General features: G+C 65.4%; 20 protein-coding genes. 14 read left to right on the top strand and 6 right to left on the bottom strand.

Features of this window, described 5'->3' with window-relative positions:
* Positions 1–2 precede the first annotated feature (2 nt).
* Positions 3–1,058 (bottom strand): phosphotransferase family protein, encoded by a 1,056-nt coding sequence (locus tag ACZY0X_RS17890; protein WP_463772268.1) that lies wholly within the window; start codon positions 1,056–1,058, stop codon positions 3–5.
* A 104-nt stretch (positions 1,059–1,162) separates the two neighbouring features.
* On the opposite strand from ACZY0X_RS17890, the gene ACZY0X_RS17885 reads away from it, so the two are divergent.
* Entirely contained in the window at positions 1,163–1,549 is a 387-nt protein-coding gene (locus ACZY0X_RS17885; protein WP_463772266.1) for a DUF2237 family protein, read from the top strand.
* A 15-nt stretch (positions 1,550–1,564) separates the two neighbouring features.
* Here the strand turns inward: ACZY0X_RS17885 and ACZY0X_RS17880 are convergent, their stop codons facing one another.
* On the bottom strand, positions 1,565–2,383 hold the full coding sequence (locus ACZY0X_RS17880) for a class I SAM-dependent methyltransferase (RefSeq protein WP_463772264.1): 819 nt from the start codon (positions 2,381–2,383) through the stop codon (positions 1,565–1,567).
* 149 nt (positions 2,384–2,532) lie between these two features.
* On the opposite strand from ACZY0X_RS17880, the gene ACZY0X_RS17875 reads away from it, so the two are divergent.
* Positions 2,533–3,207: a winged helix-turn-helix transcriptional regulator gene (locus ACZY0X_RS17875; protein WP_463772484.1), complete on the top strand. Its 675-nt coding sequence runs from the start codon at positions 2,533–2,535 to the stop codon at positions 3,205–3,207.
* A gap of 13 nt (positions 3,208–3,220) precedes the next feature.
* Here the strand turns inward: ACZY0X_RS17875 and poxB are convergent, their stop codons facing one another.
* Positions 3,221–4,957 (bottom strand): ubiquinone-dependent pyruvate dehydrogenase, encoded by a 1,737-nt coding sequence (poxB, locus tag ACZY0X_RS17870; RefSeq protein WP_463772262.1) that lies wholly within the window; start codon positions 4,955–4,957, stop codon positions 3,221–3,223.
* Between the two features lie 87 nt (positions 4,958–5,044).
* Positions 5,045–5,812 carry an SDR family NAD(P)-dependent oxidoreductase gene (locus tag ACZY0X_RS17865; RefSeq protein WP_463772261.1) on the bottom strand — a complete coding sequence of 256 codons (768 nt, stop codon included), beginning with the start codon at positions 5,810–5,812 and terminating at the stop codon, positions 5,045–5,047.
* 97 nt (positions 5,813–5,909) lie between these two features.
* Between ACZY0X_RS17865 and ACZY0X_RS17860 the strand changes: the two genes are divergently transcribed.
* From ACZY0X_RS17860 to ACZY0X_RS17850, 3 genes are all read left to right on the top strand, one after another.
* A complete protein-coding gene (locus ACZY0X_RS17860; RefSeq protein ID WP_463772260.1) occupies positions 5,910–7,481 on the top strand; it encodes a molybdopterin-dependent oxidoreductase in 1,572 nt (523 codons plus the stop codon).
* Between the two features lie 42 nt (positions 7,482–7,523).
* Positions 7,524–7,664: a hypothetical protein gene (locus tag ACZY0X_RS17855; RefSeq protein ID WP_463772258.1), complete on the top strand. Its 141-nt coding sequence runs from the start codon at positions 7,524–7,526 to the stop codon at positions 7,662–7,664.
* Positions 7,665–7,877: 213 nt separating this feature from the next.
* Entirely contained in the window at positions 7,878–11,138 is a 3,261-nt protein-coding gene (locus ACZY0X_RS17850; protein WP_463772256.1) for an NAD-glutamate dehydrogenase domain-containing protein, read from the top strand.
* A 21-nt stretch (positions 11,139–11,159) separates the two neighbouring features.
* Here the strand turns inward: ACZY0X_RS17850 and ACZY0X_RS17845 are convergent, their stop codons facing one another.
* Positions 11,160–12,179 carry an AraC family transcriptional regulator gene (locus ACZY0X_RS17845; RefSeq protein WP_463772483.1) on the bottom strand — a complete coding sequence of 340 codons (1,020 nt, stop codon included), beginning with the start codon at positions 12,177–12,179 and terminating at the stop codon, positions 11,160–11,162.
* A gap of 110 nt (positions 12,180–12,289) precedes the next feature.
* Between ACZY0X_RS17845 and ACZY0X_RS17840 the strand changes: the two genes are divergently transcribed.
* The 5 genes from ACZY0X_RS17840 to ACZY0X_RS17820 are packed head-to-tail and all read left to right on the top strand — an operon-like array spanning position 12,290 to position 18,219.
* The gene (locus ACZY0X_RS17840) at positions 12,290–13,744 is read left to right on the top strand and encodes a DUF1254 domain-containing protein (protein WP_463772255.1); all 1,455 of its coding nucleotides are present in this window, start codon (positions 12,290–12,292) and stop codon (positions 13,742–13,744) included.
* 37 nt (positions 13,745–13,781) lie between these two features.
* Positions 13,782–14,138, top strand: coding sequence for a GatB/YqeY domain-containing protein (locus tag ACZY0X_RS17835; protein ID WP_463772254.1), 357 nt, complete (start codon positions 13,782–13,784; stop codon positions 14,136–14,138).
* A 36-nt stretch (positions 14,139–14,174) separates the two neighbouring features.
* Positions 14,175–15,731: an ATP-dependent DNA ligase gene (locus ACZY0X_RS17830; RefSeq protein ID WP_463772252.1), complete on the top strand. Its 1,557-nt coding sequence runs from the start codon at positions 14,175–14,177 to the stop codon at positions 15,729–15,731.
* 53 nt (positions 15,732–15,784) lie between these two features.
* On the top strand, positions 15,785–18,082 hold the full coding sequence (locus ACZY0X_RS17825; protein WP_463772251.1) for a carbon starvation CstA family protein: 2,298 nt from the start codon (positions 15,785–15,787) through the stop codon (positions 18,080–18,082).
* Complete coding sequence (locus tag ACZY0X_RS17820; protein WP_463772249.1) at positions 18,082–18,219, top strand: YbdD/YjiX family protein; 138 nt, start codon at positions 18,082–18,084, stop codon at positions 18,217–18,219. The genes ACZY0X_RS17825 and ACZY0X_RS17820 overlap by 1 nt, the downstream gene beginning before the upstream one ends.
* A gap of 64 nt (positions 18,220–18,283) precedes the next feature.
* Here the strand turns inward: ACZY0X_RS17820 and ACZY0X_RS17815 are convergent, their stop codons facing one another.
* Positions 18,284–19,159 (bottom strand): DMT family transporter, encoded by an 876-nt coding sequence (locus ACZY0X_RS17815; protein WP_463772248.1) that lies wholly within the window; start codon positions 19,157–19,159, stop codon positions 18,284–18,286.
* 1,173 nt (positions 19,160–20,332) lie between these two features.
* Here ACZY0X_RS17815 and ACZY0X_RS17810 point away from each other — a divergent pair.
* From ACZY0X_RS17810 to ACZY0X_RS17795, 4 genes are all read left to right on the top strand, one after another.
* Positions 20,333–21,340: a cation diffusion facilitator family transporter gene (locus ACZY0X_RS17810; RefSeq protein WP_463772246.1), complete on the top strand. Its 1,008-nt coding sequence runs from the start codon at positions 20,333–20,335 to the stop codon at positions 21,338–21,340.
* Positions 21,341–21,531: 191 nt separating this feature from the next.
* A complete protein-coding gene (locus tag ACZY0X_RS17805) occupies positions 21,532–21,855 on the top strand; it encodes an ArsR/SmtB family transcription factor (RefSeq protein ID WP_463772245.1) in 324 nt (107 codons plus the stop codon).
* A 98-nt stretch (positions 21,856–21,953) separates the two neighbouring features.
* On the top strand, positions 21,954–22,334 hold the full coding sequence (locus ACZY0X_RS17800; protein WP_463772243.1) for an ArsR/SmtB family transcription factor: 381 nt from the start codon (positions 21,954–21,956) through the stop codon (positions 22,332–22,334).
* A 431-nt stretch (positions 22,335–22,765) separates the two neighbouring features.
* Entirely contained in the window at positions 22,766–24,064 is a 1,299-nt protein-coding gene (locus ACZY0X_RS17795; protein WP_463772242.1) for an amidohydrolase family protein, read from the top strand.
* The last annotated feature ends 114 nt before the right edge of the window (positions 24,065–24,178 follow it).

Below are 24,178 nucleotides of genomic sequence, written 5' to 3'. Positions count from 1 at the left end.
CGTCAGGCGAACGGGTTGTCCCCCTTGGCCACCGCGATACCCAAATCGATGAGCGAGGCCGCCGAGGTGTGCAGCCGCTCCCCCGCGTCCCGACTCGCCCGCCCGGCCAGATAACGCGACCAGGTGCCCTCGATGACGATGCCGAGCTTGAAGCAGGCCAGCGCCTCGTACCAGTCCAGGCGTGACGTGGGACGGCCGCCCGCGGCGGTGTAGGCGGCGAGTAGTTCGCTCCGATCAGCAAGCCCACCCAGCGCCGACAGTTGCGAGCCCGCGTTGATGGTGTCGGGCTCGGTGGGCCAGCACACCATCATCCAGCCGAGATCGAGCAGCGGATCGCCGATGGTGCACATCTCCCAGTCGATGAACGCGGCCAGCTCGGGTCGCTCCCGATGCAACAGCACGTTGTTGAGGTGGGCGTCGCCGTGCATGATGCCTGGCTCGCCGTCCTCGGGCCGGTTGGTCTCCAACCAATCCGCCAGCTCGGTCACCGCGGGCAGTGACGCCGGGTCATACGATTCGTGGCGGTAGCTCTCCAGCAGCCCGAGAAACTGCGGAACCTGGCGCGCCAGAAACGATCCCGGACGTCGGATTGCGGCAAGGGGACTGCCCGACCAGGCCACGTTGCCCAGCTCGGCGAGGCTGGCGGCGTACGCCAGCCCGACGTCGTGGCGCATCCGCGGATCCTCGTAGGCCGGTGCCATCTCGTTGCCCGGGTTGAACCCGTCCACCTCCTCCATGAGGTAGAACACCACGCCCAGGACGTCGAGGTCCTCACAGCCGGCGATGAATCCCGGGTGCGGCACCGAGGTTCCGGCGAGCGTGCGCAGGACCGCGATCTCGCGCAGCATCGTCTTGTCGCTCGTCGGACGGGGGTGCAACGGTGGCCGGCGCAGCACCATCGGACGGTCGTCGATCCGTAACCGCACCACGATGTTCTGGGTTCCGCCTGCCAGCGGCGCCACATCGGCGACGCGGGATCCGAGCCCGGTTGCGCGCACCCAGTCCTGCAATGCGATTCGGTCGTCGTCGGTGAGCGTCGGTAGCGCTTCATCGGCCATGGCTGACATCGTCGCGGTAGCGCGCCGCGCAGGTGACCGGTTCGACGGAAGTCATCGCAGGGCACAGCGCAGGCTCTGTGATCTGGCTCTGTGATACTGAACCGATGGCTGACCGCAACGTCCTGGGCGAACCGCTGCAGCCCTGCGGTACCGACCCGCTCACCGGCTTCTACCGCGACGGCTGCTGCTCCACCGGCCCCGAGGATGCCGGCAGCCACACCATCTGCGCCGTCGTCACCACGGAGTTCCTGACCCACCAGCGCTCCATCGGCAACGACCTGTCGACGCCGCGACCCGAGTACCGATTCCCTGGGCTGAGCCCCGGCGACCGGTGGTGCGTCACCGCGGTGAACTGGCTACGGGCGCACGCCGACGGCTGTGCCGCCCCGGTGGTCCTGGCCGCCACGCACGAACGCGCGATCGACGTGGTGCCGCTCGAGATACTCCAACAACACGCCGTCGACGTACCCGACGATCTGGGCGGCCTCTGATCGCCTTACCCGACGTCAGCGTCGGCGGGCGGTCACCAGCAGGTACTCCCAGGGCATCGTCGACGTACCGTTGCGCGTCCGGTCTCCGAGGGCGGCGATATCGGCGTCGAGCGCCGCGACGCGTTGCGGGTCGTCGCCGATGGCCCGGTACGCCGTGATGGTCGGTCCGTACACCGCTTTGAAGTAGTCCCGGAACTCAGCCCCGTCGGCGAACGCGGTGACCATCAGCTCACCGCGCGTCACCTCGACATCGGTTACCCTGTCCCCCAGCAGTTCTCGCACGTGGTCCTCATCGCCCCACAGCGGTGGCGGCGAGACACCCGGTGGCGGTGGCGGGACATGGGGCTTCATCGCCGCGAAGAGCTGGCCGATGTGCCCCTCGGGTGTCCAGCTGAGCAATCCCACCGTCCCGCCCGGCCGGCACACGCGTACCAGTTCGTCGGCGGCGGCCTGGTGGTGCGGTGCGAACATCACTCCGATGCACGACATCACGACGTCGAACTCGCCGTCGCCGAACGGCAGTGCCTCGGCGTTGGCCTCCCGCCACTCCAACTCCAGGCCACGTTCTTGCGCCAGCGTCCGGCCGTGGGCCAGCAGGTCGGTCACCAGGTCACTGGCGACGACGCTCGCGCCCATCGCAGCCGCCGGTATTGACGCGTTACCGGTACCGGCCGCCACATCGAGTACCCGATCGTCCGGACCGATGCCGCAGGCCTCGACCAGGATGGGTCCCAGCGGCGAGACCAGTTCGGCGGCGACCTTCGGATAGTCCCCCGTCGCCCAGATGGCGCGGTGTTTGGCCTCCAGCGCCCGATCGTCAACAGGTGCGGACATGTTTGACCCCCTTCGTCCTTCGATTCCCGCTTCCCTCCATTAGGCAAGGGTCGCGCCGATCGATGTGGCGATCTAGTACCAAATCTGTAGCGGTGCTGGTTCCATATCTGTACGCCATCTGTACGCCGATGTTCTCGGAGGTGATGAACGTGTCCGGATACGGCCAGTTCTGCCCGGTGTCGAAGGCGATGGAGCTGCTCGACGAGCGATGGACGATCCTCGTCGTGCGCGAGCTTCTGCTCGGAAGCAGACATTTCAACGACCTGCGGCGCGGGCTGCCCAAGATGTCGCCGGCCCTGCTGTCGAAACGGCTGAAGTCGCTGACCAGGGCCGGGGTGGTGGAACGCACCGAGGTCGACGGGCGGACCGCGTACGCACTGACGCAGTGCGGCCTCGAACTCGGCGAGGTGGTGGACGCACTGGGCACCTGGGGCACTCGCTGGATCGGCCAACTAGGTGAGGAGGACCTCGACCCGCACCTGCTGATGTGGGACATTCACCGGTCTGTCCCTATCGACGCCTGGCCCCGGTCACGCACCACCATCGCGTTCCAATTCGACGGCGTCATACCGAAGGCCTCGCGGTGGTGGCTGGTGGTCGCCGAGGGTGACACCGATGTGTGCGACTTCGACCCGGGCTATGACGTGACGGCCACCGTCGCAACGAGTCTTCGCACGCTGACTCGTATCTGGCGCGGTGACGTGGGCTGGCCGCAGGCTCTGCTCGACGGCAGCGTCTCCGTCTCGGGGCCGGCCGACGTGCGGCGCGCGATCCCCGCGTGGATCGGCCAGGGCGCCAAGGCCGCAGTACCGCGACCCGCCTAGTACCGCGACCCGCCTAGTCCAGCAACCGGCGCGCCACATTGGTCGAGACCAGGTCGAGCAGCTCATCCGCGCGCCCAGCCAGGATGGTCCGAATCGCGTACAGCGAGAAGCCCTTCGCCTGCTCGGCGGTGATGGCAGGCGGGATGGAGAGTTCCTGGCGGGCGGTCACCACGTCCACGACGGCGGGGCCGTCGTGAGCAAACGCCTCGCTCATCGCGGCCTCGAGTTCGCCCGGGTGCTCGACGCGACGGCCGAAAAGGCCCATCGAGCGGGCGACCGCAGCGAAGTCCGGGTTGACCAGATCAGTGCCGAAGTTGACGATGCCCGCGGCCTTCATCTCCAGCTCGACGAAGTTCAACGACGAGTTGTTGAACACGACGAGCTTCACCGGCAGCCGGTTCTGGATGAGCGTGATGAGTTCACCGAATAGCATGGTAAGTCCGCCGTCGCCTGCCAGCGCCACGATCTGCCGTCCGGGGAACGCCGTCTGCGCGCCGATCGCGTGGGGCAGCGCGCACGCCATGGTGCCGTGGTTGAAGGATCCGACCAGGCGCCGCTTTCCGTTCATGGAGAGATAGCGCGCCGCCCAGACGACGGGCGATCCGACGTCGACGGTGAACACCGCGTCGTCGGACGCCAGCCGATCGACCAGTCCCGCAACGTATTCCGGTCGGATCGGGGTCTTGTCCCGGTCGTTGACAGCGAGTGCGTCCAGGTTCTGCCGGGTCTTGCGGTAGTGCCGCAGCGAGCGGTCGAGGTGCTCACGCGCGGACTTCTGCACCAGCAGGGGTTGCAGCGCCTCCAGCGTATCGGCGACCGTGCCGACCAGTCCGAGGTCGATGGGGGTGCGCCGACCGAGATGGCGCCCCCTCGTGTCGACCTGGATCACGCGCGCCTGGTCGGGATAGAACTGCTGATACGGGAAGTCCGTGCCGAGCATCAGGAGGGTGTCGGCCTCCTTGATGGCTTTGTAACCAGACGAGAAACCGAGCAGACCCGTCATGCCGACGTCGAACGGATTGTCGTACTCCACGAACTCCTTGCCGCGCAGTGCATGCACGACCGGCGCGTTGAGCGTGCCCGCGATTCGGATCAACGCGTCATGGGCGCCGGCCACCCCCGCTCCACCGAGGATCGTGACGTTCTGCGCTGAGTTCAGGATGTCGGCGGCGCGGCGCAGCGAGTCGTCATCTGGCCGGGTCACCGAGCTGGTCGGCACTATCGCGCGGGTCAGCCAATGGGAGTCCGGCGCCGAGGCCAGGAATATCTCGCCGGGGATGACGACGACGGCGACACCGTTCTCCTCGACGGCGGCGCGCATGGCCATCTCGATGATCCGCGGCGCCATCTCCGGCGTGCTGACCAGCTCGCAGTAGACGCTGCACTCGCGGAACAGGTCCTGCGGGTGCGTTTCCTGGAAGTAGTCCGAGCCGATTTCGTTTCGCGGTATGTGCGCTGCGATGGCCAGCACGGGAACGCGGCTGCGCTGTGCGTCGAACAGCCCGTTGATGAGGTGCAGGTTGCCAGGTCCGCAGCTGCCTGCGCAGACCGCCAGACCTCCGGTCAGTGCGGCATCAGCCGCCGCGGCGAACGCCGCCGTCTCCTCGTGCCGGACGTGTTCCCACGTGACGTCTCCGGAACGGCGGATCGCGTCGGTGAAGCCGTTGAGGCTGTCCCCCGGCAGTCCGTAGACGCGGCGTACACCGCTGTTGTGCAAGGCGGCGATGACCTTGGCCGCAACGGTTGCCATCGAGGCACCCCTTCCCCTGCGATTTCGGCGCGCTTTCGTTCGCTGAGCGATCGAAAGCGCGCCGAAGTCACATTACTTGGGGAGGATCTACTTGGGGGCGAAGCGCTGGCCCGCGTCCAGACGCAGGCACTGGCCGTTGAGCATCGGGTTGTCGACGATCGCGACGGCGAGCTTGGCGTACTCCTCGGGCTTGCCGAGCCGCTTCGGGAAGGCCGCATCCTTGGTCAACGCGGAGGCGAACTCGTCGGGGATGCCCTGAGTCAGGCCGGTCGCGAACAGGCTCGGGGCGATGGCCAGCACCCGGATGCCCAGGCTGCCGAGGTCGCGCGCCATCGTGAGGCACATGCCCGCGATACCCGCCTTGGACGCGGTGTAGGCGACCTGACCGATCTGGCCCTCGAATGCGGCGATGGACGCCGTGTTGATGATGACGCCGCGCTCTTCGGCGTCGTCGTCGACGGGTTCCTGCTTGCTCATGTGGAACGCCGCGAGCCGGCTGATGTTGAAGGTGCCGACGAGGTTGAGGTCAATCGACTGGCGGAACGACTCCAGGCTGTGGGGCCCGTCCTTCTTGATGGTGCGCTCGCCGATGCCGCCACCCGCGGTGGTCACGATGATGTGCAGGGCACCGAGTTCGTCGACGGCGTTGGCGAGCACCTGCTCGGTGCCGTCGAAGTCCGTCACGTCGACCTCGTGGAAGGTGCCACCGATCGCGGCGGCGACCTCCTTGCCGTTCGACTGCGGACGGTCCAGGATCGCCACGCTCGCGCCACGCTGGGCGAGCGCCTCGGCGGTGGCCTTGCCGAAGCCCGATGCCCCACCGACGACGACGGCCTTCTTCCCGGATATCTCCATCTAGCTACCTTTCCAAAAAGTGGTCAGTTTGTAATGCGACTGGCATGGTCACCTTACGGTAAGGCCCACGGGTCACCGATTGGGTACCTTGGCTCACATGGCCGATCGGGCATTTGCTCGCCCGCGGGCGCTGGCCGGTGTCGCCGCCGCCGCGGTCGCACTGGGCGTCACCGCGCTGACTGCTGCACTGGTGGGTCCGGAGGCCGACTCGCGTACGGCCGTCGGGTCGGCCGTCATCGATCTCACGCCCGGACCCGTCAAGGAATGGGCGATCCAGACGTTCGGCACCGCCGACAAGCTGATGCTGATGGTGTTGATCCTGATCACCATCGCGGTGCTCGCCGGGATCACTGCCAAGCTCGAGACGCGGCGAGTGCCGTTGGGCAGCATCACCATCGCGCTAGCGGGTGTCGCCGGATGCGCCGCGGTTCTCCTCCGCGCCGGGGCGACACCCATCGCCGTGCTGCCCACCGTGATCGGCACGGTGTGCGGCATCGCCGTCCTGCGCCTGCTCGTATCGGGCAGGTTCAGCGACGGCAAACCTGCCGAGCCCGGCCCGCGCGACGGCGAGTTCGGCGCCGCACCCGACCCAGGGCGACGGTTGTCGCTGGTGACGCTCGGCTTCCTGGCCGCTGGAACCCTGACCGGCGTGCTGGGTGCGGTGCTGACTCGCGCGCGTTCGTCGGTGGCCGGTGACCGCAATGCATTCGCGCTGCCCAAGCCAGCCGTGCCCGCACCCGCCGTGCCCGCCGCCGTGCAGCCCGTCGGCGTCGACCTGCCACCCTTCATCACACCCAACGCCGACTTCTACCGAATTGACACCGCACTGTCGGTACCACAGCTCAGCAGACCCGACTGGAAGCTGAGGATCCACGGCATGGTCGACCGCGAGGTCACTCTCGAGTTCGAAGACCTCGATCAGTTCGAGGTCATCGACAAGGTGGCGACACTGACCTGTGTGTCCAACCCGGTGGGTGGTGACCTCATCTCGACCGCGAAGTGGACGGGTTACCGCGTCCGGGACCTGTTGGCGCGGGCCGGTGTTCACTCGGACGCGGACATGGTGCTGTCGACGTCGATCGACGGATTCACCGCGGGAACACCCGCCGAAGCGCTGACAGATGCCCGCGACTCGTTGTTGGCCATCGGCATGAACGACGCCCCGCTGCCCACCGAGCACGGCTACCCGGCACGTCTCGTGGTGCCGGGCCTTTACGGGTACGTGTCGGCGACCAAGTGGGTCGTCGACCTCGAGGTCACCAAATTCGACCTCGCGCAGGCGTACTGGACCAAGCTCGGATGGGCCGAACGCGGACCGATCAAGACGCAGTCGCGCATCGACGTCCCCCGCAGCGGCCAGGACGTGGCCCGCGGCCCGGTGACGTTCGGCGGTGTTGCGTGGGCGCAGAACCGCGGCGTGCGTGCGGTGGAGGTACGCGTCGACGGCCCGAACGGACAGGGCCAGTGGCAGCCCGCGGAGTTGGGCGAGGCCTACTCGAATGAGACCTGGCGACTGTGGAGCTTCCGCTGGCAGGCCGATGTTCCGGGACCCCATGAGATAAGTGTCCGAGCCACCGACGGCACCGGTGCGGTGCAGACCTCGCAGCTCGCCGACGTTGTGCCCGACGGTGCATCGGGTTGGCACACCGTGTCATTCGCAGTGGAGTAGTGGGCAGCCGGCTGGAGCACAGGACTACTGGCATATGGCGCCGTGATCAATCCGTTGCTGTTCCTTCCGCTAGCCTTCGAGGGGCGAGGGCTCAACTCGGATCCCCGACAGGCCGCGATGTTCAGCTCATTCGGCGCGCTGAGCATCGGCTTCACAGCGCTCGCGATATACGCGCTGGGGTAGCTGGCTGGCCGGACGAGCCCATTACACAGTGTCCGCATTGGCCGTGATCACGTGACACTGTGATCCGGCTCCGGGCCGTCCTGGAACGAGACGATGGACACACATCGGGCCGCACCTAAGGATGACTCTGTCTTGAATACCCACAGCGCCAGCATGTTTCAACGCCAACTCCCGGGAGGACATGCGCACCACCGCCCGGGTGCCGCCTCGCCCGTGGATTCCGGCCGTTTCGCGGCGCTCACGGCCGGTGGCATCGCCGTCGATATCATCCGATCCGACGATGGCAGCAGCCAGCTACTCTTCAGCCTCTACGCCAATGAGGCGGTGCCGCTGCGCCGGGTACTGCCCGCGCTGCAGAGCATGGATCTGGAAACGCTCAACGAACACACCACAGAGCTGATCCAACCGGATGGAACACCCGGCTACATCTACGATTTCGTGCTCCAGGCGGGCGCTGACGCAGCCGTGGCCATCGCACGTGAGGGCTCAGACGCCGATCAGCACATCCACGACACCTTCCACGCCCTATGGGACGGGCTGGCCGACGTCGACGCCTTGAACACACTGGTTGTCAGCGCAGGGTTGACCTGGCAGCAGGTCAGCGTCCTGCGGAGTTACAGCTGCTACCTCCGCCAGACACAATTGCCATACGGCCAGAACCGCATCGAGCGGGTACTCCTGGACCATCCGGGGGCAGCGCGCGCGACCGTCGACCTCTTCGAGGCCCGTTTCGGTTCACCGGGTGAACCCGTCGATCATCCGCGCCGGATCGCGGCCGTGGAGTCAGCCCAGACGGCACTCAACGAGCAGATCGACCAGGTCGTCACGATCGACGCAGATCGGATACTGCAGGCCTTCCGGGGCGTCGTCACCGCCACGGTACGAACGAACAGCTTCGCTCCCCGGGCCCTGAGTGCGGACATGCCCTATCTGGCGCACAAGATCCGTGCGCAGGACGTCGCCGAACTTCCCGAGCCACGGCCAGTTTCGGAGATCTTCGTGTGCTCACCCACGGTGGAGGGCGTCCACTTGCGATTCGGCCTCGTGGCCCGCGGCGGGCTGCGCTGGTCGGAGCGGTTGGACGACTACCGGACAGAGGTACTCGGCCTGGCCAAGGCACAGGCGGTGAAGAACGCCGTGATCGTTCCAGCCGGAGCGAAGGGCGCATTCGTCGTCAAGCGTGCACCCACATCGATCGGAGGCGTCGCCGCAGACCCCGAAACCGTTCGCGCGCACACCCTCGCCTGCTACCGGCAGTTCATCGCCGGCCTACTCGACATGGCCGACAACCTCCCCGCCTCCGGGACAGCACCGCATTCCCCGGCGGACATCGTTTGCTATGACGGCGCGGATCCCTATCTGGTGGTGGCCGCCGACAAGGGCACGGCCACGTTCTCCGACACCGCCAACAGCGTCGCACTGGAGCGCAACTACTGGCTGGGAGACGCGTTCGCATCCGGTGGATCTGCGGGTTACGACCACAAGGCGATGGGAATCACCGCTCGCGGTGCATGGGTGAGCGCGGACAGCCACCTGCGTGAACTCGGAATCGACACCGGTACAGATGAATTCACCGTGGTCGGCATCGGGGACATGAGCGGTGATGTGTTCGGCAATGGCATGCTGTTGCGTAGCGGCATCAAACTCGTTGGCGCTTTCGACCATCGCCACATATTCATCGACCCGACTCCGGTGGCCGAGACGGCCTACCGGGAGCGACGCCGCCTCTTCGATCTGCCCCGGTCGTCCTGGGCCGACTACGACCGAACCCTGTTGAGCGCCGGCGGCGGAATCTGGCCGCGCTCAGCCAAGCGCATTCCCGTGTCCGCTCAGATGCGTGCCGCGCTGGGCATCGACGACGCGGCCGGCCAGCTGACGCCGACAGAGCTCATCCGCCACATCCTGTCGGCACCGGTCGACCTGCTGTGGAACGGCGGAGTCGGCACCTACGTCAAATCCAGCACTGAACAACACGCAGATGTCGGCGACAAGGTGAACGACGCGGTCCGCATCGACGCGTCGGATGTCAGGGCGAGGGTCGTCGCCGAAGGCGGGAACCTCGGTATCTCGCCGCAGGCGCGAATCGACTTCTCCCGCAACGGCGGCCTGATCAACTCCGACGCCATCGACAACGCTGCCGGTGTCGACTGCTCTGACCACGAGGTCAACATCAAGATCCTGCTGGATTGTGCGCCGGCAACGAGCGATCTCTCCTCGACCGACCGCGGTGATCTTCTCGCTCAGATGACCGACGAAGTACGCGAACTCGTTCTGGCCAACAACCGCGCGCACAACCGGTTGCTGAGTGACTCCCGTTTCAACGCGGCACAGATGGTCGACGTTCATGCCCGAATGACCACATCGCTCGAGGAACGCCGGGGACTGCACCGCGATCGCGAACACCTGCCCAGCAAGAAGCAGTATGGCGAACTCTCGAAGAACGACAGCGGGCTGACGACACCGCAGCTCGCGACCTTGATGGCCCATGTCAAGCTCGATCTCAAGGCCGACCTGATCGCCGACGAGCAGTTTGACGACACTGCCTACTCCGACGTCCTCGAGGGCTACTTTCCCTCGACGCTTCAGGATCGACTCGGCAGCACGATCAATGCGCATCCGCTGCATCGCGAGATCGTCGCCACCGCGCTCGTGAACCGGGTTGTCGGGACGTCAGGTATCACCTACGCATTTCGTCTCGCGGACGAGATAGGCGCCACCACAGCCGATATCGTCCGCGCCCACACCATTGCGTCGCGCGTCTTCAAACTCGACGGACTGTGGGACGCAATTTACGACTCGCCCATTTCGGCGGCGACAGCCAACGCACTCATCCTCGAGAGCCGTCGACTCCTCGACCGCGCCTCGCGATGGTTGCTGCTCAACCGGCCACAACCACTGGCCATCGGCGCCGAGGTGACCCGGTTCGCCGGCCCTCTCGGCTCGCTGAGTGGCCAAGTCGGGTCCATGTTGCGTGGCGCCGAGAAGGCGGCGCTCGATAACGCCTACGACCGCCTCGTCGAGCAAGGTGTCGACGCATCAATCGCACAACGCATCAGCGAGGCACTGTACGTCTTCAGCCTCCTCGATATCGTCGAGGTCGCCGATGCCCACGATGGCGATCTCGCCATGCTGGCGCAGACCTACTTCGCGCTATCCGATCATCTCGGTATCGACCGGCTTCTCATCGCCGTCTCCGCCCTTCCGCGAGGACGCCGCTGGCATGCGCTGTCGAGACTGGCGCTGCGCGAGGACCTCTACCGGGCGCTTCGGACCTTGGCCATCGACGTTGTCGCGTTCGTGGCGGATTCTCCGGGCGTTGCCGAGGGCATCGAGGAATGGGAGCAGTTCAACCGGCCACGACTCGCGCGAGCACGGGCAACCTTGCAGGAACTCCTGAATTCCGGTACTCCCGACCTTGCCGCGCTGTCGGTCGCGACCGCCCAGATCCGCCGGCTCACAGCGTCACCGGGATAGCCCGGTCCGTCGCGAACGCTGTCACGGAAAGCCTTGCCGCGGAGCACCTTCTGATCCTCGATAGGCGGTGGGGGTCGCGCTGAACCACCGCTTGCAGGATCGGGTCAGCACGCTCTGTTCGGAGTAGCCGAGTTGAGCACAGATCTGGCCCAGGCTGAGGTCGGTGGTGAGGAGCAGGCGTTGAGCGGTGTCGCGTCGGGTCTGATCAACGAGGTCGGCGAAGGTGGTGTTCTCGGCGGCCAGTCGACGTTGCAGAGTCTTGGGGTGTAAGCCGAATTGGCGCGCGGCCAGGTCCGCGGTGAGGTTTCCGGTGGGCAGCAGTTGACGGATAACACTGCGCAGGGTGTCCGCCAGTCCACGGCTGTGCTGGCCCTTGGTGCTGGACAGGTAGTTCAGGGCGACTTGGTGGGCGAGCACGTCGTGGCTGAGCGGCCGTTGCAGATCGGTGACGCGCACGCTGAATCCGGCGGTTGGCTCGTTGAAGTGCGGTGGGCAGCCGAAGTAGCGGCGGTAGTCGATCTTGGCACCCAGCGCGGGGTGAGGCAGGTGCACGGCCACCGGCCGGTAGGTAGTTCCCAGATACAGGTGCAGCACGCGCAGCGTGACTCCGAGAGCCAGTTCGATGGCCTGGGCCTGCGGGGGTGGCGGATTGAGTAGGAAATCGAATTCGAAGCGCCCCAGGGCGGGATCCTGATGGTCACTGATGCGCGTGGCGATACCGGGGCTGTAAGCGCTCATGTAGTTGTCCACGATCACGAAGGCATCGGCGACGGTGGCGGCGGTGCGAGCCGCGACCCCGACCGGGCCGAGGATGTCGATGCTCTGTCGCAACGCAAGTTGGCGGCCGAAGTCGGCCACGTTGAGCACCGCGGCCGCGTCCTCGACCGCGGCAATGGCGTTGCGCAGCGAGACGAACCGATCGCGCTGCCCGACATCGCCTGGGTCGATCCTGGCCAGCTCCAGAAGAGCATCGGGGTCGCCGCCATGCGCGGTCACCAGCGGCGAAAACCCTGTCAGCGACGAACCCCGGATCAGCAGCATGTCCACCACGGTCAAGAAGATGTCCTGAAATGTCAAGACGCCAACGGTAGCGGGCGGCAATGATGGTCGGGCGCGTCATGCGGCGCGCCCGAGCGTTCCAGGTGAAGGGTATGTCGTTGAGGGTTCACGGTTCGTGGTGGCGCTGGTCGAGTGTTGTTGTCGCGGTGACGTTGTCGGCGGTGATGACAGCATGCAGCAGTGGTGGCGGATCAGCCGATCGCGATGACGTGAGCGCGGAGGGCGAGATGAGCGTGGAGCAGATTCACGAGATCGCGAAGCAGGCCTACATCTACGGATATCCGATGGTCGACAACTATCGGATTCAACACTCCTACTTCGTCGACCAGCAGGATCCGAACTACAAGGGGGAATGGAACCAGATCCACAGCCTCGCCGGGGTCGCCACACCCGCCGACACCGCAGTCCAGACACCCAACTCCGACACTCCCTATTCCTTCGTGGGCGCCGATCTGCGGACCGAGCCGCTGGTGCTCACCATCCCACCCATCGAAGCCGGCCGCTACTTCTCCGTTCAGTTCGTCGACGCCTACACCTACAACTTCGCCTACGTCGGTAGCCGCACCACCGGCAACGGCGGCGGGAAATACCTGTTGGCCGGTCCCGGCTGGACGGGCGACAAGCCCGAGGGTGTCGATCAGATCCTGCGTGCTGACACCGATTTCGTGTTTGCGCTGTATCGGACTCAGTTGTTCAGCCCCGAGGACATCGACAACGTCAAGGCCATCCAGGCTGGCTACACGGCGCAGCCACTGTCGGCGTTCCTGGGCGAGCAGCCGCCTGCCGCCGCGCCGAAGGTCGACTTCGTCACGCCGCTGAGTGTCGACGAGCAGAAGAGTTCCCTGAAGTTCTTTGAGGTTCTCGACTTCGTCCTGAGGTATGTGCCAGTACTGGATTCGGAGAAGGATCTGCGCGCCAAGTTCGCCTCCATCGGAATCGGCTCGGACGGCGATTTCAACGCCGAGAAACTGAGCCCGCAAGAGCGCGACGCGTTCCAGGGGGCGATCACCGACGCCTGGAAGGAGTTCGACGGGCTGCAGGCCAAGATCGACGACGGCGCCGTCAGCGCCGCTGACCTGTTCGGCAGCCGGGAGTCGCTCGGGGATAACTACCTCTACCGGATGTCGGGCGCGGTCAACGGGATCTACGGCAACACCAAGGCCGAGGCGATGTATCCGATCTTCACCAACGATGCCGCCGGTGCACCCCTGGATGGGGCCAACAAGTACGTCTACCGGTTCGCGCCGGGACAGCTGCCGCCGGTGCACGCGTTCTGGTCACTGACCATGTATCGGATGCCGGAAAGCCTGCTGGTGGCCAACCCGATCAATCGGTACCTGATCAACTCACCGATGCTGCCCAGCCTCAAGCCCGATGCCGACGGCGGTTACACCATCTACGTCCAGAACCAATCACCCGGCCCGGACAAGGAATCCAACTGGCTGCCCGCACCGGAGGGATCGTTCCGTCTCCTCGAACGGCTCTACTGGCCCAAGGAAGCCGCGTTGGACGGCACCTGGCAGACCCCCAAACCACAGAAGGTGTAGCGGGCGGATCCAAGCCGCCATCTAATAGCCTGGGCACATGACCGAGCCCGCCACGCGGTGGCGCGATGCCCTGCGCGCGAAGCTGCTCACCGCCCGCAAGGAGCGCGACGCGATACGCGTGTCGGCGCTGCGCAGCGCACTCAGCGCCATCGACAACGCCGAGACACCGGACGGCCCTGTCCCCTCAGCCGGCGCTCTCGCCGAGAGTGCGGTCGGTCCCGGTGCCGCCGAGGTGGCGCGCCGCGTGCTGTCCGACGCCGAGATCCGCGCGCTGCTTACCGCCGAGATTGATGAACGCCAAGCTGCCGCCACACAACTGACCGCGAACGGCGCCGACGAACGCGCCGGGACGGTACGTGCCGAGGCGGCGGTGCTGAGCGACCTTCTCCGTTGACGCCATAATGTCCGACCTCCGTGGCACGGTGGCATCGTGTTACTTCATGACGTCTTCCTGAACGACGTCGCTGCGGCCTCAGCCGACGTCGGGGCGGTCTCGGCGCGGTCGGCCAAGATCAGCCGGATCGCCGACCTTCTGACCGGCGCCGCCGCAGCCGGAGACCCGGCGATCGTCGCGATCATCGTGGCGTGGCTGTCGGGTGAACTGCCGCAGCGCCAGATCGGCGTGGGGTGGGCCGCACTGCGTTCACTCCCCCAGCCCGCCGACGCCGCGACGCTGACGGTGCGGGGCGTTGATGCCGCGTTCACCGCAATCGGTGCCGTCGCGGGCAAGGGGTCACAGTCCCGGCGCGCGGAATTGGTGACGGCGTTGTTCGCGGCAGCCACCGATGTCGAGCAGACATTCCTGCGCCGCCTACTCAGTGGTGAACTGCGCCAGGGTGCGCTGGTGGGAGTGATGGCCGACGCGGTCGCCAAGGCGGCCGGTGCGCCGGCGCCCGACGTCCGGCGGGCGGCAATGCTGGGCGGCGATCTGCCTGCCGTGGCTGCGGCGGTTCTCACCGAGGGCCAAGACGCGCTGCCGCGGTTCACGCTGCAGGTGGGCCGACCGGTTGGACCGATGCTGGCCCAGACCTCCACCGGCGTCGCCGATGCGCTCAAACGTCTCGGCGGTACGGCGATGTTCGAGGCGAAGCTGGACGGCGCACGCGTGCAGATCCATCGTGACGGCGACCAGGTGTCCATCTACACCCGCAGCCTCGACGATGTCACGGACCGCCTGCCCGAGGTGGTCGAGGCGACACTGATGCTTCCGGTTCGGACGCTGATCGCTGATGGTGAGGCGATCGCACTACGCCCCGACGGGCGGCCGCAGCGCTTCCAGGTGACGGCGTCACGGTTCGGCCGCACCGCCGACGTGGCCGCCGCCAGGGCCGCTCAGCCGCTGTCGGTGTTCTACTTCGACGTGCTGCACCTCGACGGCGTCGATCTGCTCGACGAACCCGCCGTCGACCGGCTCGCGGCCCTGGACTCCGTGGTCGGGCGCGACGCGAGGGTGGACCGTCTCCTCACGTCATCGGCCGACGAGGCTGTCGCCTTCTCCGAACGCACCCTGGCCGCCGGTCATGAGGGTGTGATGGCGAAGTCGCCCACCGCGCCGTATGAGGCCGGGCGCCGCGGCGCGGGCTGGCTCAAGGTCAAACCCGTACACACCCTCGATCTGGTGGTGCTCGCCGTGGAGTGGGGCTCAGGGCGTCGAACCGGCAAGTTATCCAATATCCACCTCGGCGCGCGAGATCCGGCCACCGGCGGGTTCGTGATGCTGGGCAAGACCTTCAAGGGCATGACCGACGAGATGCTGGCCTGGCAGACCACCCGATTCACCGAACTCGCCAGCGGCCCCACCGACGGTTATGTGGTGACGGTGCGGCCCGAGCAGGTGGTGGAGATCGCCATCGACGGCGTGCAGGGATCGACCCGCTACCCAGCGGGAATGGCGCTGCGTTTCGCTCGCGTGGTCCGCTACCGCGACGATAAGGCGGCCGCCGAGGCGGACACCGTGGACACGGTGCGTGCCATCTACCAGCCCTGAACGAAAGGGCGTGTTTTCGCCAACGCGGCTGCTCGCGGTGACAGGATCGGCGTATGGCTTCATCTCCCGCCCCCACCTCGTTTGAGCGATCCGAGGAGACCGTCGGCGATATCACCTACGTTCGCACCGACCCAGATCTGCCACCGGTGGCGATCATCGACCGTTCACCCATCACCGCCAAACACCGGATCGTCTTCGCCGCGATCGCCCTGCTCGGTGCCGTCGCGTGGGCGATCATCGCGTTCTTCCGTGGTGAAACCGTCAGTGCCGTCTGGTTCGTCGTCGCGGCGATCTGTACCTACGTCATCGGGTTCCGGTTCTATGCGCGCCTGATCGAGATGAAGATCGTCAAGCCGCGCGATGACATAGCCACGCCCGCAGAGACTTTCGAGAACGCCACGGATTACATGCCGACCGACCGGCGGGTGCTGTTCGGGCATCACTTCGCCGCCATCGCCGGCGCCGGGCCGCTCGTCGGACCGGTTCTGGCCATGCAGATGGGCTATCTACCCGGCACCATCTGGATCATCGTCGGCGCTGTGGTCGCCGGATGCGTGCAGGACTACCTGGTGCTGTCGATATCGGTGCGTCGACGTGGTCGGTCGCTCGGGCAGATGGCACGGGACGAACTCGGCACGGTCGGCGGTGTCGCGGCGATCGTCGGCGTGCTGGTCATTATGGTCATCCTGCTCGCGGTGCTCGCCCTGGTCGTCGTCAACGCGCTCGCGGAGAGCCCCTGGGGCGTGTTCTCGATCGCGATGACCATCCCGATCGCGATCTTCATGGGCCTCTACCTACGATTCCTGCGGCCGGGCCGCGTCTCCGAGGTGTCCCTGATCGGCGTCGCCCTGCTCCTGCTGGCCGTCGTGTCCGGCGGTTGGGTGGCCGAAACCGCCTGGGGTACCGACTGGTTCACGCTCTCCAAGGTGACGCTGTCGTGGTGCATCATCATCTACGGCCTCGCCGCATCGGTCTTGCCTGTGTGGCTGCTGCTCGCACCGCGTGACTATCTCTCCACCTTCATGAAGGTGGGGACCATTGCCCTGCTGGCGGTCGGCATCGTGCTGGCCCGCCCGATCATGGAGGCGCCGGCGGTCTCGTCATTCGCCACGAGCGGCACGGGCCCGGTGTTCGCCGGATCGTTGTTCCCGTTCCTGTTCATCACCATCGCCTGTGGTGCGCTGTCGGGCTTTCACTCGCTGATCTCATCGGGCACAACCCCGAAGCTCCTCGAGAAGGAAAGCCAGATGCGGCTGATCGGCTACGGCGGCATGCTCACCGAGTCGTTCGTCGCGATCATGGCACTGATCACCGCCGCGATCCTCAACCAGCACCTGTACTTCGTGATGAACGCGCCCACCGCGGCCACCGGCACCACCGCACAGACGGCCGCCGACTACGTCAACGGCCTCGGCCTGTCCGGGCCCGACATCACCGCAGCCGAGATCACCGCGGCGGCCGAGAGTGTCGGCGAGGAGTCGATCGTGTCGCGCACCGGCGGCGCACCGACTCTGGCCTTCGGCATGTCGGAGGTTCTGCACCAGGTCTTCGGCGGTGCGGGCCTCAAGGCCTTCTGGTACCACTTCGCGATCATGTTCGAGGCGCTGTTCATCCTGACCACCGTCGACGCGGGCACCCGCGTGGCACGATTCATGCTCTCGGACGGTCTTGCCAATCTTGGTGGGCCACTACGCAAGCTGCGCAACCCAAGTTGGCGGATCGGCGCATGGACGTGCAGCGTCATCGTCGTCGCCGCATGGGGCAGCATTCTGCTGATGGGTGTCACCGATCCGCTCGGCGGCATCAACACGCTGTTCCCGTTGTTCGGCATCGCGAACCAGTTGCTCGCCGCGATCGCCCTGACGGTCGTGACCGTCGTGATCATCAAACGTGGTCTGCTGAAATGGGCCTGGATACCCGGGGTTCCACTGCTGTGGGACCTCGTCGTCACCATGACGGCGTCGTGGCAGAAGATCTTCTCCGGCGATCCCAAGGTCGGCTACTGGACGCAGCACTTCCAGTACCGCAACGCCAGGGATGCCGGCCAGACCGCCTTCGGGGCGGCCAAGGACGCAGGCCAGCTCGACGCGGTCATCCGCAACACATTCATTCAGGGCACGCTGTCGGTCGTTTTTGCCGTACTGGTGTGCATCGTGTTCGTCGCCGGCGTCATCGTGGCATTGAAGACCATCCGCGGCCGCACGGTGACGCTGTCGGAGGACGAACCCACACCGTCACGGATCTTCGCCCCGTCGGGCCTGATCCCGACCGCAACTGAGAGGGAGGTGCAGAAGCAGTGGGACGATTTGCCGAGGTCGGGCGTCACGTCAGTTGGTACTGGAGTTCACTGATGGGCGACAACCACTACCGGCGTTACCTCGAGTATCACGAACGTAACTGTCCAGGTGAGCCGGTTCTCTCCGAGAGGGACTACTGGCGCATGCGACACCAGGCGGTCGAGGCCAACCCGCAGACCCGCTGTTGCTGAACCCGTTCACGTGGAGATTGCCGCCCCTGAGACTGCGTTCACTGAAACCACATCAGTGCCACAGCTATTCGAGCTGCCTTTGTGGATTCGTCGCCCGCGGCAGATCCATGAGTAGGCCGACTCCGGCGAGGATGATCACCAGTCCGACGATGAGGCCGAACGTAGCGGGCTCGTGCAACCAGAGCACGCCGATTGCTGACGCAGACACGGGAACAAGAAGAGTAACGGCGGATGCGGCGACCGGCCCCGCCTCGCGAATGATCCAGAAGTACACCAAGTAGCCACCAGCGGTAGCTCCCAAACCAAGCACTACCACCGCGATCAGCGGGCCGGCTTCAATTGACCCTGGCGGCGGCACGACCGCCATCGCAGGCATCAATAGAGCAACAGCAGCAAGCTGCTGGCCGAGGGCTAACGCCACGGGAGGTGTGCCCTGAAACGCTTTACGGGTGTATACCCCGCCCAGTGCGTACAGCAGTGCCGCGGCCAAAGATGCGCCGACGGCTAGCAACGCGCGGCTATCAATCTCCAGGGGGGCCCCGCCGACGAGCACCGTGACTCCGAGGACGCCGATGATCACCCCCAGCAGCTTTCGCCGAGTAATCTTCTGCTGAAGCCAGAAGGCGGCGACGAATACCGTGAACATCGGCGTGGTTGCGTTCAGAATCGATGCCATCGACGAGTTGAGACCGACGATTGCGGTTGCGACGAGCGTTAAGGGACCGGCGACGTTGAGCGCCGACAGCAGAAGGAAAGCAGGAAAGCGTTGCCCGACGACTCGCCACGTCGCCCTGCTGGAACCCACTATCAGCGCAAGTACGGTCGCCGCGACAACGAACCGTCCAAGGGTCGTCCCAACAGCTCCGAAGGCCGGGGCCGCTATAGCAATCAGGGGGAACGAGCTTCCCCACAACAGACCGACTAACAGCAAGGCCCCCACGATTCCGAGTCGATTGCTCAACATCGTCGGCCGCTGTCTAAGCCGCCCACAACAGCCCGCCCATCACATCTGACGTCTGCCGCGGAATTACCCTGGTTGCGCTGGAGCATCTACTACCTCTCGCAATTGGCTACGGCTGCTTACAAATGCTGGGCGAGACCAAGCGATGGGACGGTCGGCGCCCCGGCCGATACTTCGGCTGTCGATGAGTGCCACAACCCCTTGCCCATAGTCAGAGCGGCATCTGACATCGCGGCTAGATCACTCCGAGGCACGCGACCTGCGACTGTCCTACAACGATCCCTAAGAAGGCATTTCGGTGTATCCATCCAATGTGCTTGGCGCACATCATCTCCGCTGCGGGCTCGACCCTCTTCGTTCAACCGCACCCACTTAGGTACCCCTACCCCGTACCCATGACCGTAACAGAAGTGGCTTTGCGTCCAAAATGGCTACATTCGGTTTCCTTAGCATCGCCTCGGCCGGATGCCAGGGACACAGCGCAACACACCCCCCTGGTCAGCGGCACAACACCACCGCAATGGTTGTGACTACTGGCCGCCTACGGCCTGAGCGCAATGCTCCCGGCGGGCGCTGGCCCAGCGATCAGAGCGACCCCGGATCATTCTGTGATGCAACGGCTTTAATCGGTAGCAATGCATCCTGTCGCCATCCGTACGGCTTGGCCCAGTCGTCCTTTCTAAGCACACCTCGCAGTACTCGACGCGCGATGCCGTTCGGCCGGATGTACAGGCTGATGTCATCAGCACGCTCCACTGAGGCCGACTGGCCTCCCTCGAGATTCAGAGACGAGGAAAGGCTCGACCGCCCATACATTAGATACAATACCCCGCTATGGTATGTACGAACCAGCGAGGATGCAGCTCCCCGCGCAACGGCCACGGAGTGCACGCACAATATTCACAATATCGTCACGATGCGATAGCATCGCTAAATGGCGATGATTCAGTCCTCACTGGACCGGCTGAACGATGCGGCTGTGGACGTGTAGGCGCACCCGTTCTGTCCACCGACCGACCCCGACGCGCCTAGCCCTGAGGTTGGCAGTCGGCAGGGCCGCTCAGCTGGACGGGCCTTGTGCTCGCTTGCCGTGCTGTGTGCCCACCTTGCGAACCCCAAGACTCACACCACCCTCGAAAAGGAGAACAGCCAATGGGTATTGGACACAATCACGATCACGGTGGTGGCCACGCCGGTGCGCAGACCGCCACCGCCACCGGCGCTCACCGCCGCCGCCTCATGATGGTGCTGGGCATCTACGCCACGATCATCATCGCTCAGGTCATCGGCGCGGTGGTCACCAACAGCCTCGCCCTGATGGCCGAATCGATGCACATGGCTGTGGACGCCAGCGGCATCCTCATTGCCTTGATCGCGACATTCCTGGCGACTCGCAAGGCCAACAAGAAGCGTACCTACGGGATGATGCGTGCGGAGATCGTCGCCGTGCTCATCAACTGCCTGCTTCTCTTCGCCCTGGGCGGGTACATCCTCTTCGAGGCTGTCGAGCGCTGGTTCAACCCGCCGGAGGTCGCCGGTGGCGGTGTGATCCTGTTCGCGATCGTCGGCTTGGTTGGCGCATCGATCTCGCTGATCCTCCTCAGCCGCGGCGCGAAGGAGAGCCTGAACGTCAAGGCTGCCTTCCTCGAAGTGATGAGCGACGGAATCGGCGCGGGTGCCATCATCGTGTCGGGCATCCTCAATGTCACCATTGGTTGGACCCGGGGCGACGCGGTCGCTGCCGCGGCGATCGGCGTGATCATCCTCCCGCGCGCGTTCATGCTGCTCAAGCAGGGCATCAACCTCATCATGCAGGGTGTCCCGGCAGGCATCGACATCGAGGAAGTCCGCCGTGGTGTCAAGGACACCGACGGAGTCAGCGACGTGCACAGCCTCCACGTGTGGGGCCTCACCAGTGGGGTCTCGGTGATGTCTGCGCACGTCGTGCTCGAGGAGCAGGCCCAGCGCACGGGAGCAGGCGCTCAGATCCTGGACGAACTCACCGCGGGCATGCGCGAGCGCTTCAACATCGAGCACTGCACCTTTCAGTTTGAAGAGGCCGGGCACCTGGAACACGAGGGAGCCATGCACCGCGACCTCGCAGGCCTTACCGCGACCCCGTCGGTGAGTGGCGGCCAGCACGTCGGGCACAGCCACTGAGGCTCGCGAGGTGAGGTAGTTGCGTGGTCCGTGTGTGTGGTGGGGCGGCCGACCTGACCGCCCCACCAGCGCGGCCTCTGGAGTGGGAGATCGAACGTCCCGGACGCACGCTCGGGCAAGCAGCCTTCACCAATGGTCACGTCGCCAGATGCCGAATGCCGAATGCAACTCACCGCGAGGAGGAGAGTCAGTTGGATGTCGAGGCACCGAAGCCGCAGTTAGATGACGTCGCGATCCTTTTCGGGTTACTCGGAATACCAACTCGCCTAAAGATCTTCGTCCTCATCGCCGATGATGAACATTCCGTCGGCTATCTGGCCCAAGCAACTGGCGTCGCTGCCACCGTAGCCAGTCAGCACCTGCGCAAACTGCGCGTGGCAGGGATAGTGGACGTTCGTCGGGACGGCCGCCGCCGCTACTACGTCATCAACCACTCTCCCCATGCGTTGATGCTCCGGCGGATCATGCACTGCTACCAGGCCAATGCGCTCCATGCACGACGACCCTCGCCATGAAGATCGCACACATTCGCGATGCTCCGCTTCTCCTTCGAGGGCCTACGGCTGACCGCATCTCGGATTCTGGCGATCAGAAGCGGCGGTATCATCGATATATGGCGATGAAAACGCGAGAACCAAACACGGGCTTAAAGGAAGTATCAGCCTTGACGCCGGCCGCCTGCCTGTTCCACAGCTTCAGCGATCCCTCCCGACTGGTGATCCTCCAGCACCTGCAGCTCGGCGAGCACCGCGTGGTCGACCTGATCGAGCACCTCGGACTGTCTCAGAGCACGGTGTCCAAGCATCTGGCCTGCCTCAAGGAGACCGGCCTGGTCACCTCGCGCCCAAAGGGCCGCGCCTCGATTTACTCCCTGCAACATTCCGAAACACTCGTCGAGTTGCTCTCGGCTGCCGAAAAGCTACTCGCCCTGACCGGCGACGCGGTGACACTGTGCCCGCTGCACGGCACGGACGTGGTTACAAAGTCCGAGTGAGGCACCGAGTTGCCGCTTCCGCCTTGGTCGTGGCGGACGGCGAGGATGGGCGTTCGCGTGCCCCTATGCTGCCGATCTGAGTGCATGCTGTGCTCATGCGAGAACCGCTGACTGCGTTGAGAATTGGCGAGACATGCCGACAACGTGCCGGACGGCACGCGCGTCGGCGGCCACGCGGTCGAAGATCTGGGCGGCGAAGGTCCATTGCCAGGGTCCGAGGGCGGGCTTCAGCGCGCGCCCAGGACGGGGTCGAGTAGGCCGTTCTCGACGCTGTCGGCCAATCGCGCGGAGACGTGCTCGAAGGTCGATGCCAGCACTCCGCATGCGACGTTCAAGTGACCAGCCGTTCGTCCCAGGCGTAGTAGGCGGCCACGAACACCCGCCGTGTACTGTCGAACTTACCGTAAGGCCCATCGACCGGAAGGTTCGTCGTGCACAAGGACGACATGATCTTGATCAGCGTGGATGACCACATCATCGAGCCGCCGGACATGTTCAAGAACCACCTCCCTGCGAAGTACGCCGACGAGGCACCGCGGTTGGTGCACAACGCCGACGGGTCCGACACCTGGCAGTTCCGTGACGTCGTGATCCCGAATGTGGCGCTCAATGCCGTCGCCGGCCGCCCCAAGGAGGAGTACGGCCTTGAGCCCCAAGGCCTGGACGAGATCCGCAAGGGGTGTTACGACCCCGCCGAGCGCGTCAAGGACATGAACGCCGGCGGCGTACTGGCGACGATGAACTTCCCGTCATTCCCGGGGTTCGCAGCCCGGTTGTTCGCCACCGAGGACGCCGACTTCTCACTCGCCCTGGTGCAGGCCTACAACGACTGGCACATCGACGAGTGGTGCGGCAGCCACCCCGGGCGGTTCATCCCGATGGCGATCCCGGCGATCTGGGACCCGAACCTCGCCGCCGCCGAAGTCCGCCGCGTCGCCGACAAGGGTGTGCACTCGCTGACGTTCACAGAGAACCCATCCGCGCTGGGCTATCCGTCCTTCCACGACCAGGAGTACTGGGCGCCCCTGTGGGAGGCGTTGGTGGACACCGAGACCGTGATGAACGTGCACATCGGGTCCTCGGGTCGGTTGGCGATCACCGCGCCCGATGCGCCGATGGACGTGATGATCACGTTGCAGCCGATGAACATCGTGCAGGCCGCGGCCGATCTGCTGTGGTCGGCCCCGATCAAGAAGTACCCGACGCTCAAGATCGCGCTGAGCGAGGGCGGCACCGGGTGGATTCCCTACTTCCTGGATCGCGTGGACCGCACCTACGAGATGCACTCGACGTGGACGGGTCAGGACTTCGGCGACAAGGTGCCCAGCCAGGTCTTCAAGGATCACTTCATGATGTGTTTCATCTCGGATCCGATCGGCGTGAAGAACCGGCACGAGATCGGCGTCGAGAACATCTGCTGGGAGATGGACTACCCGCATAGCGACTCGATGTGGCCCGGTGCGCCCGAGGAACTCTCGGCGGTATTCGACACCTATGACGTCCCCGATGACGAGATCAACAAGATGACTCACGAGAACGCGATGAAGCTGTACCACTTCGAGCCGTTCAAGCACATCGCCAGGGAACAGGCCACCGTCGGAGCCCTGCGCAAGGCCGCCGAGGGCCACGATGTGACCATCCGCGCCCTCAGCCACGACCGCACCGGCGAGAAGACCAATTTCAGCGACTGGGCCGCGAATCTGGACAAGGCCACCGCGTCACAGAAGTAGCCATCCGCGCCATCACGAAATCTGTCACTGTGATGTCTCAGGACATCGGTGACAGTTCTGCATCAAGACACTGGTGACGGTTGGTGTGTCAGGACTTCGGTGACGGTACCCACC

The organism is Mycobacterium sp. IDUB_39 (assembly GCF_055419205.1).
This window is presented reverse-complemented; position numbering and strand designations above follow the sequence as displayed.

Excerpts from the sequence above, each read along its gene's own strand:
- ACZY0X_RS17890 (WP_463772268.1), bottom strand. The coding sequence starts at position 1,058 with ATGGCCGATGAAGCGCTACCGACGCTCACCGACGACGACCGAATCGCA.
- ACZY0X_RS17885 (WP_463772266.1), top strand. The coding sequence starts at position 1,163 with ATGGCTGACCGCAACGTCCTGGGCGAACCGCTGCAGCCCTGCGGTACC.
- ACZY0X_RS17880 (WP_463772264.1), bottom strand. The coding sequence starts at position 2,383 with ATGTCCGCACCTGTTGACGATCGGGCGCTGGAGGCCAAACACCGCGCC.
- poxB (WP_463772262.1), bottom strand. The coding sequence starts at position 4,957 with ATGGCAACCGTTGCGGCCAAGGTCATCGCCGCCTTGCACAACAGCGGT.
- ACZY0X_RS17865 (WP_463772261.1), bottom strand. The coding sequence starts at position 5,812 with ATGGAGATATCCGGGAAGAAGGCCGTCGTCGTCGGTGGGGCATCGGGC.
- ACZY0X_RS17860 (WP_463772260.1), top strand. The coding sequence starts at position 5,910 with ATGGCCGATCGGGCATTTGCTCGCCCGCGGGCGCTGGCCGGTGTCGCC.
- ACZY0X_RS17845 (WP_463772483.1), bottom strand. The coding sequence starts at position 12,179 with ATGCTGCTGATCCGGGGTTCGTCGCTGACAGGGTTTTCGCCGCTGGTG.
- ACZY0X_RS17840 (WP_463772255.1), top strand. The coding sequence starts at position 12,290 with ATGTCGTTGAGGGTTCACGGTTCGTGGTGGCGCTGGTCGAGTGTTGTT.
- ACZY0X_RS17835 (WP_463772254.1), top strand. The coding sequence starts at position 13,782 with ATGACCGAGCCCGCCACGCGGTGGCGCGATGCCCTGCGCGCGAAGCTG.
- ACZY0X_RS17825 (WP_463772251.1), top strand. The coding sequence starts at position 15,785 with ATGGCTTCATCTCCCGCCCCCACCTCGTTTGAGCGATCCGAGGAGACC.
- ACZY0X_RS17820 (WP_463772249.1), top strand. The coding sequence starts at position 18,082 with ATGGGCGACAACCACTACCGGCGTTACCTCGAGTATCACGAACGTAAC.
- ACZY0X_RS17810 (WP_463772246.1), top strand. The coding sequence starts at position 20,333 with ATGGGTATTGGACACAATCACGATCACGGTGGTGGCCACGCCGGTGCG.
- ACZY0X_RS17800 (WP_463772243.1), top strand. The coding sequence starts at position 21,954 with ATGGCGATGAAAACGCGAGAACCAAACACGGGCTTAAAGGAAGTATCA.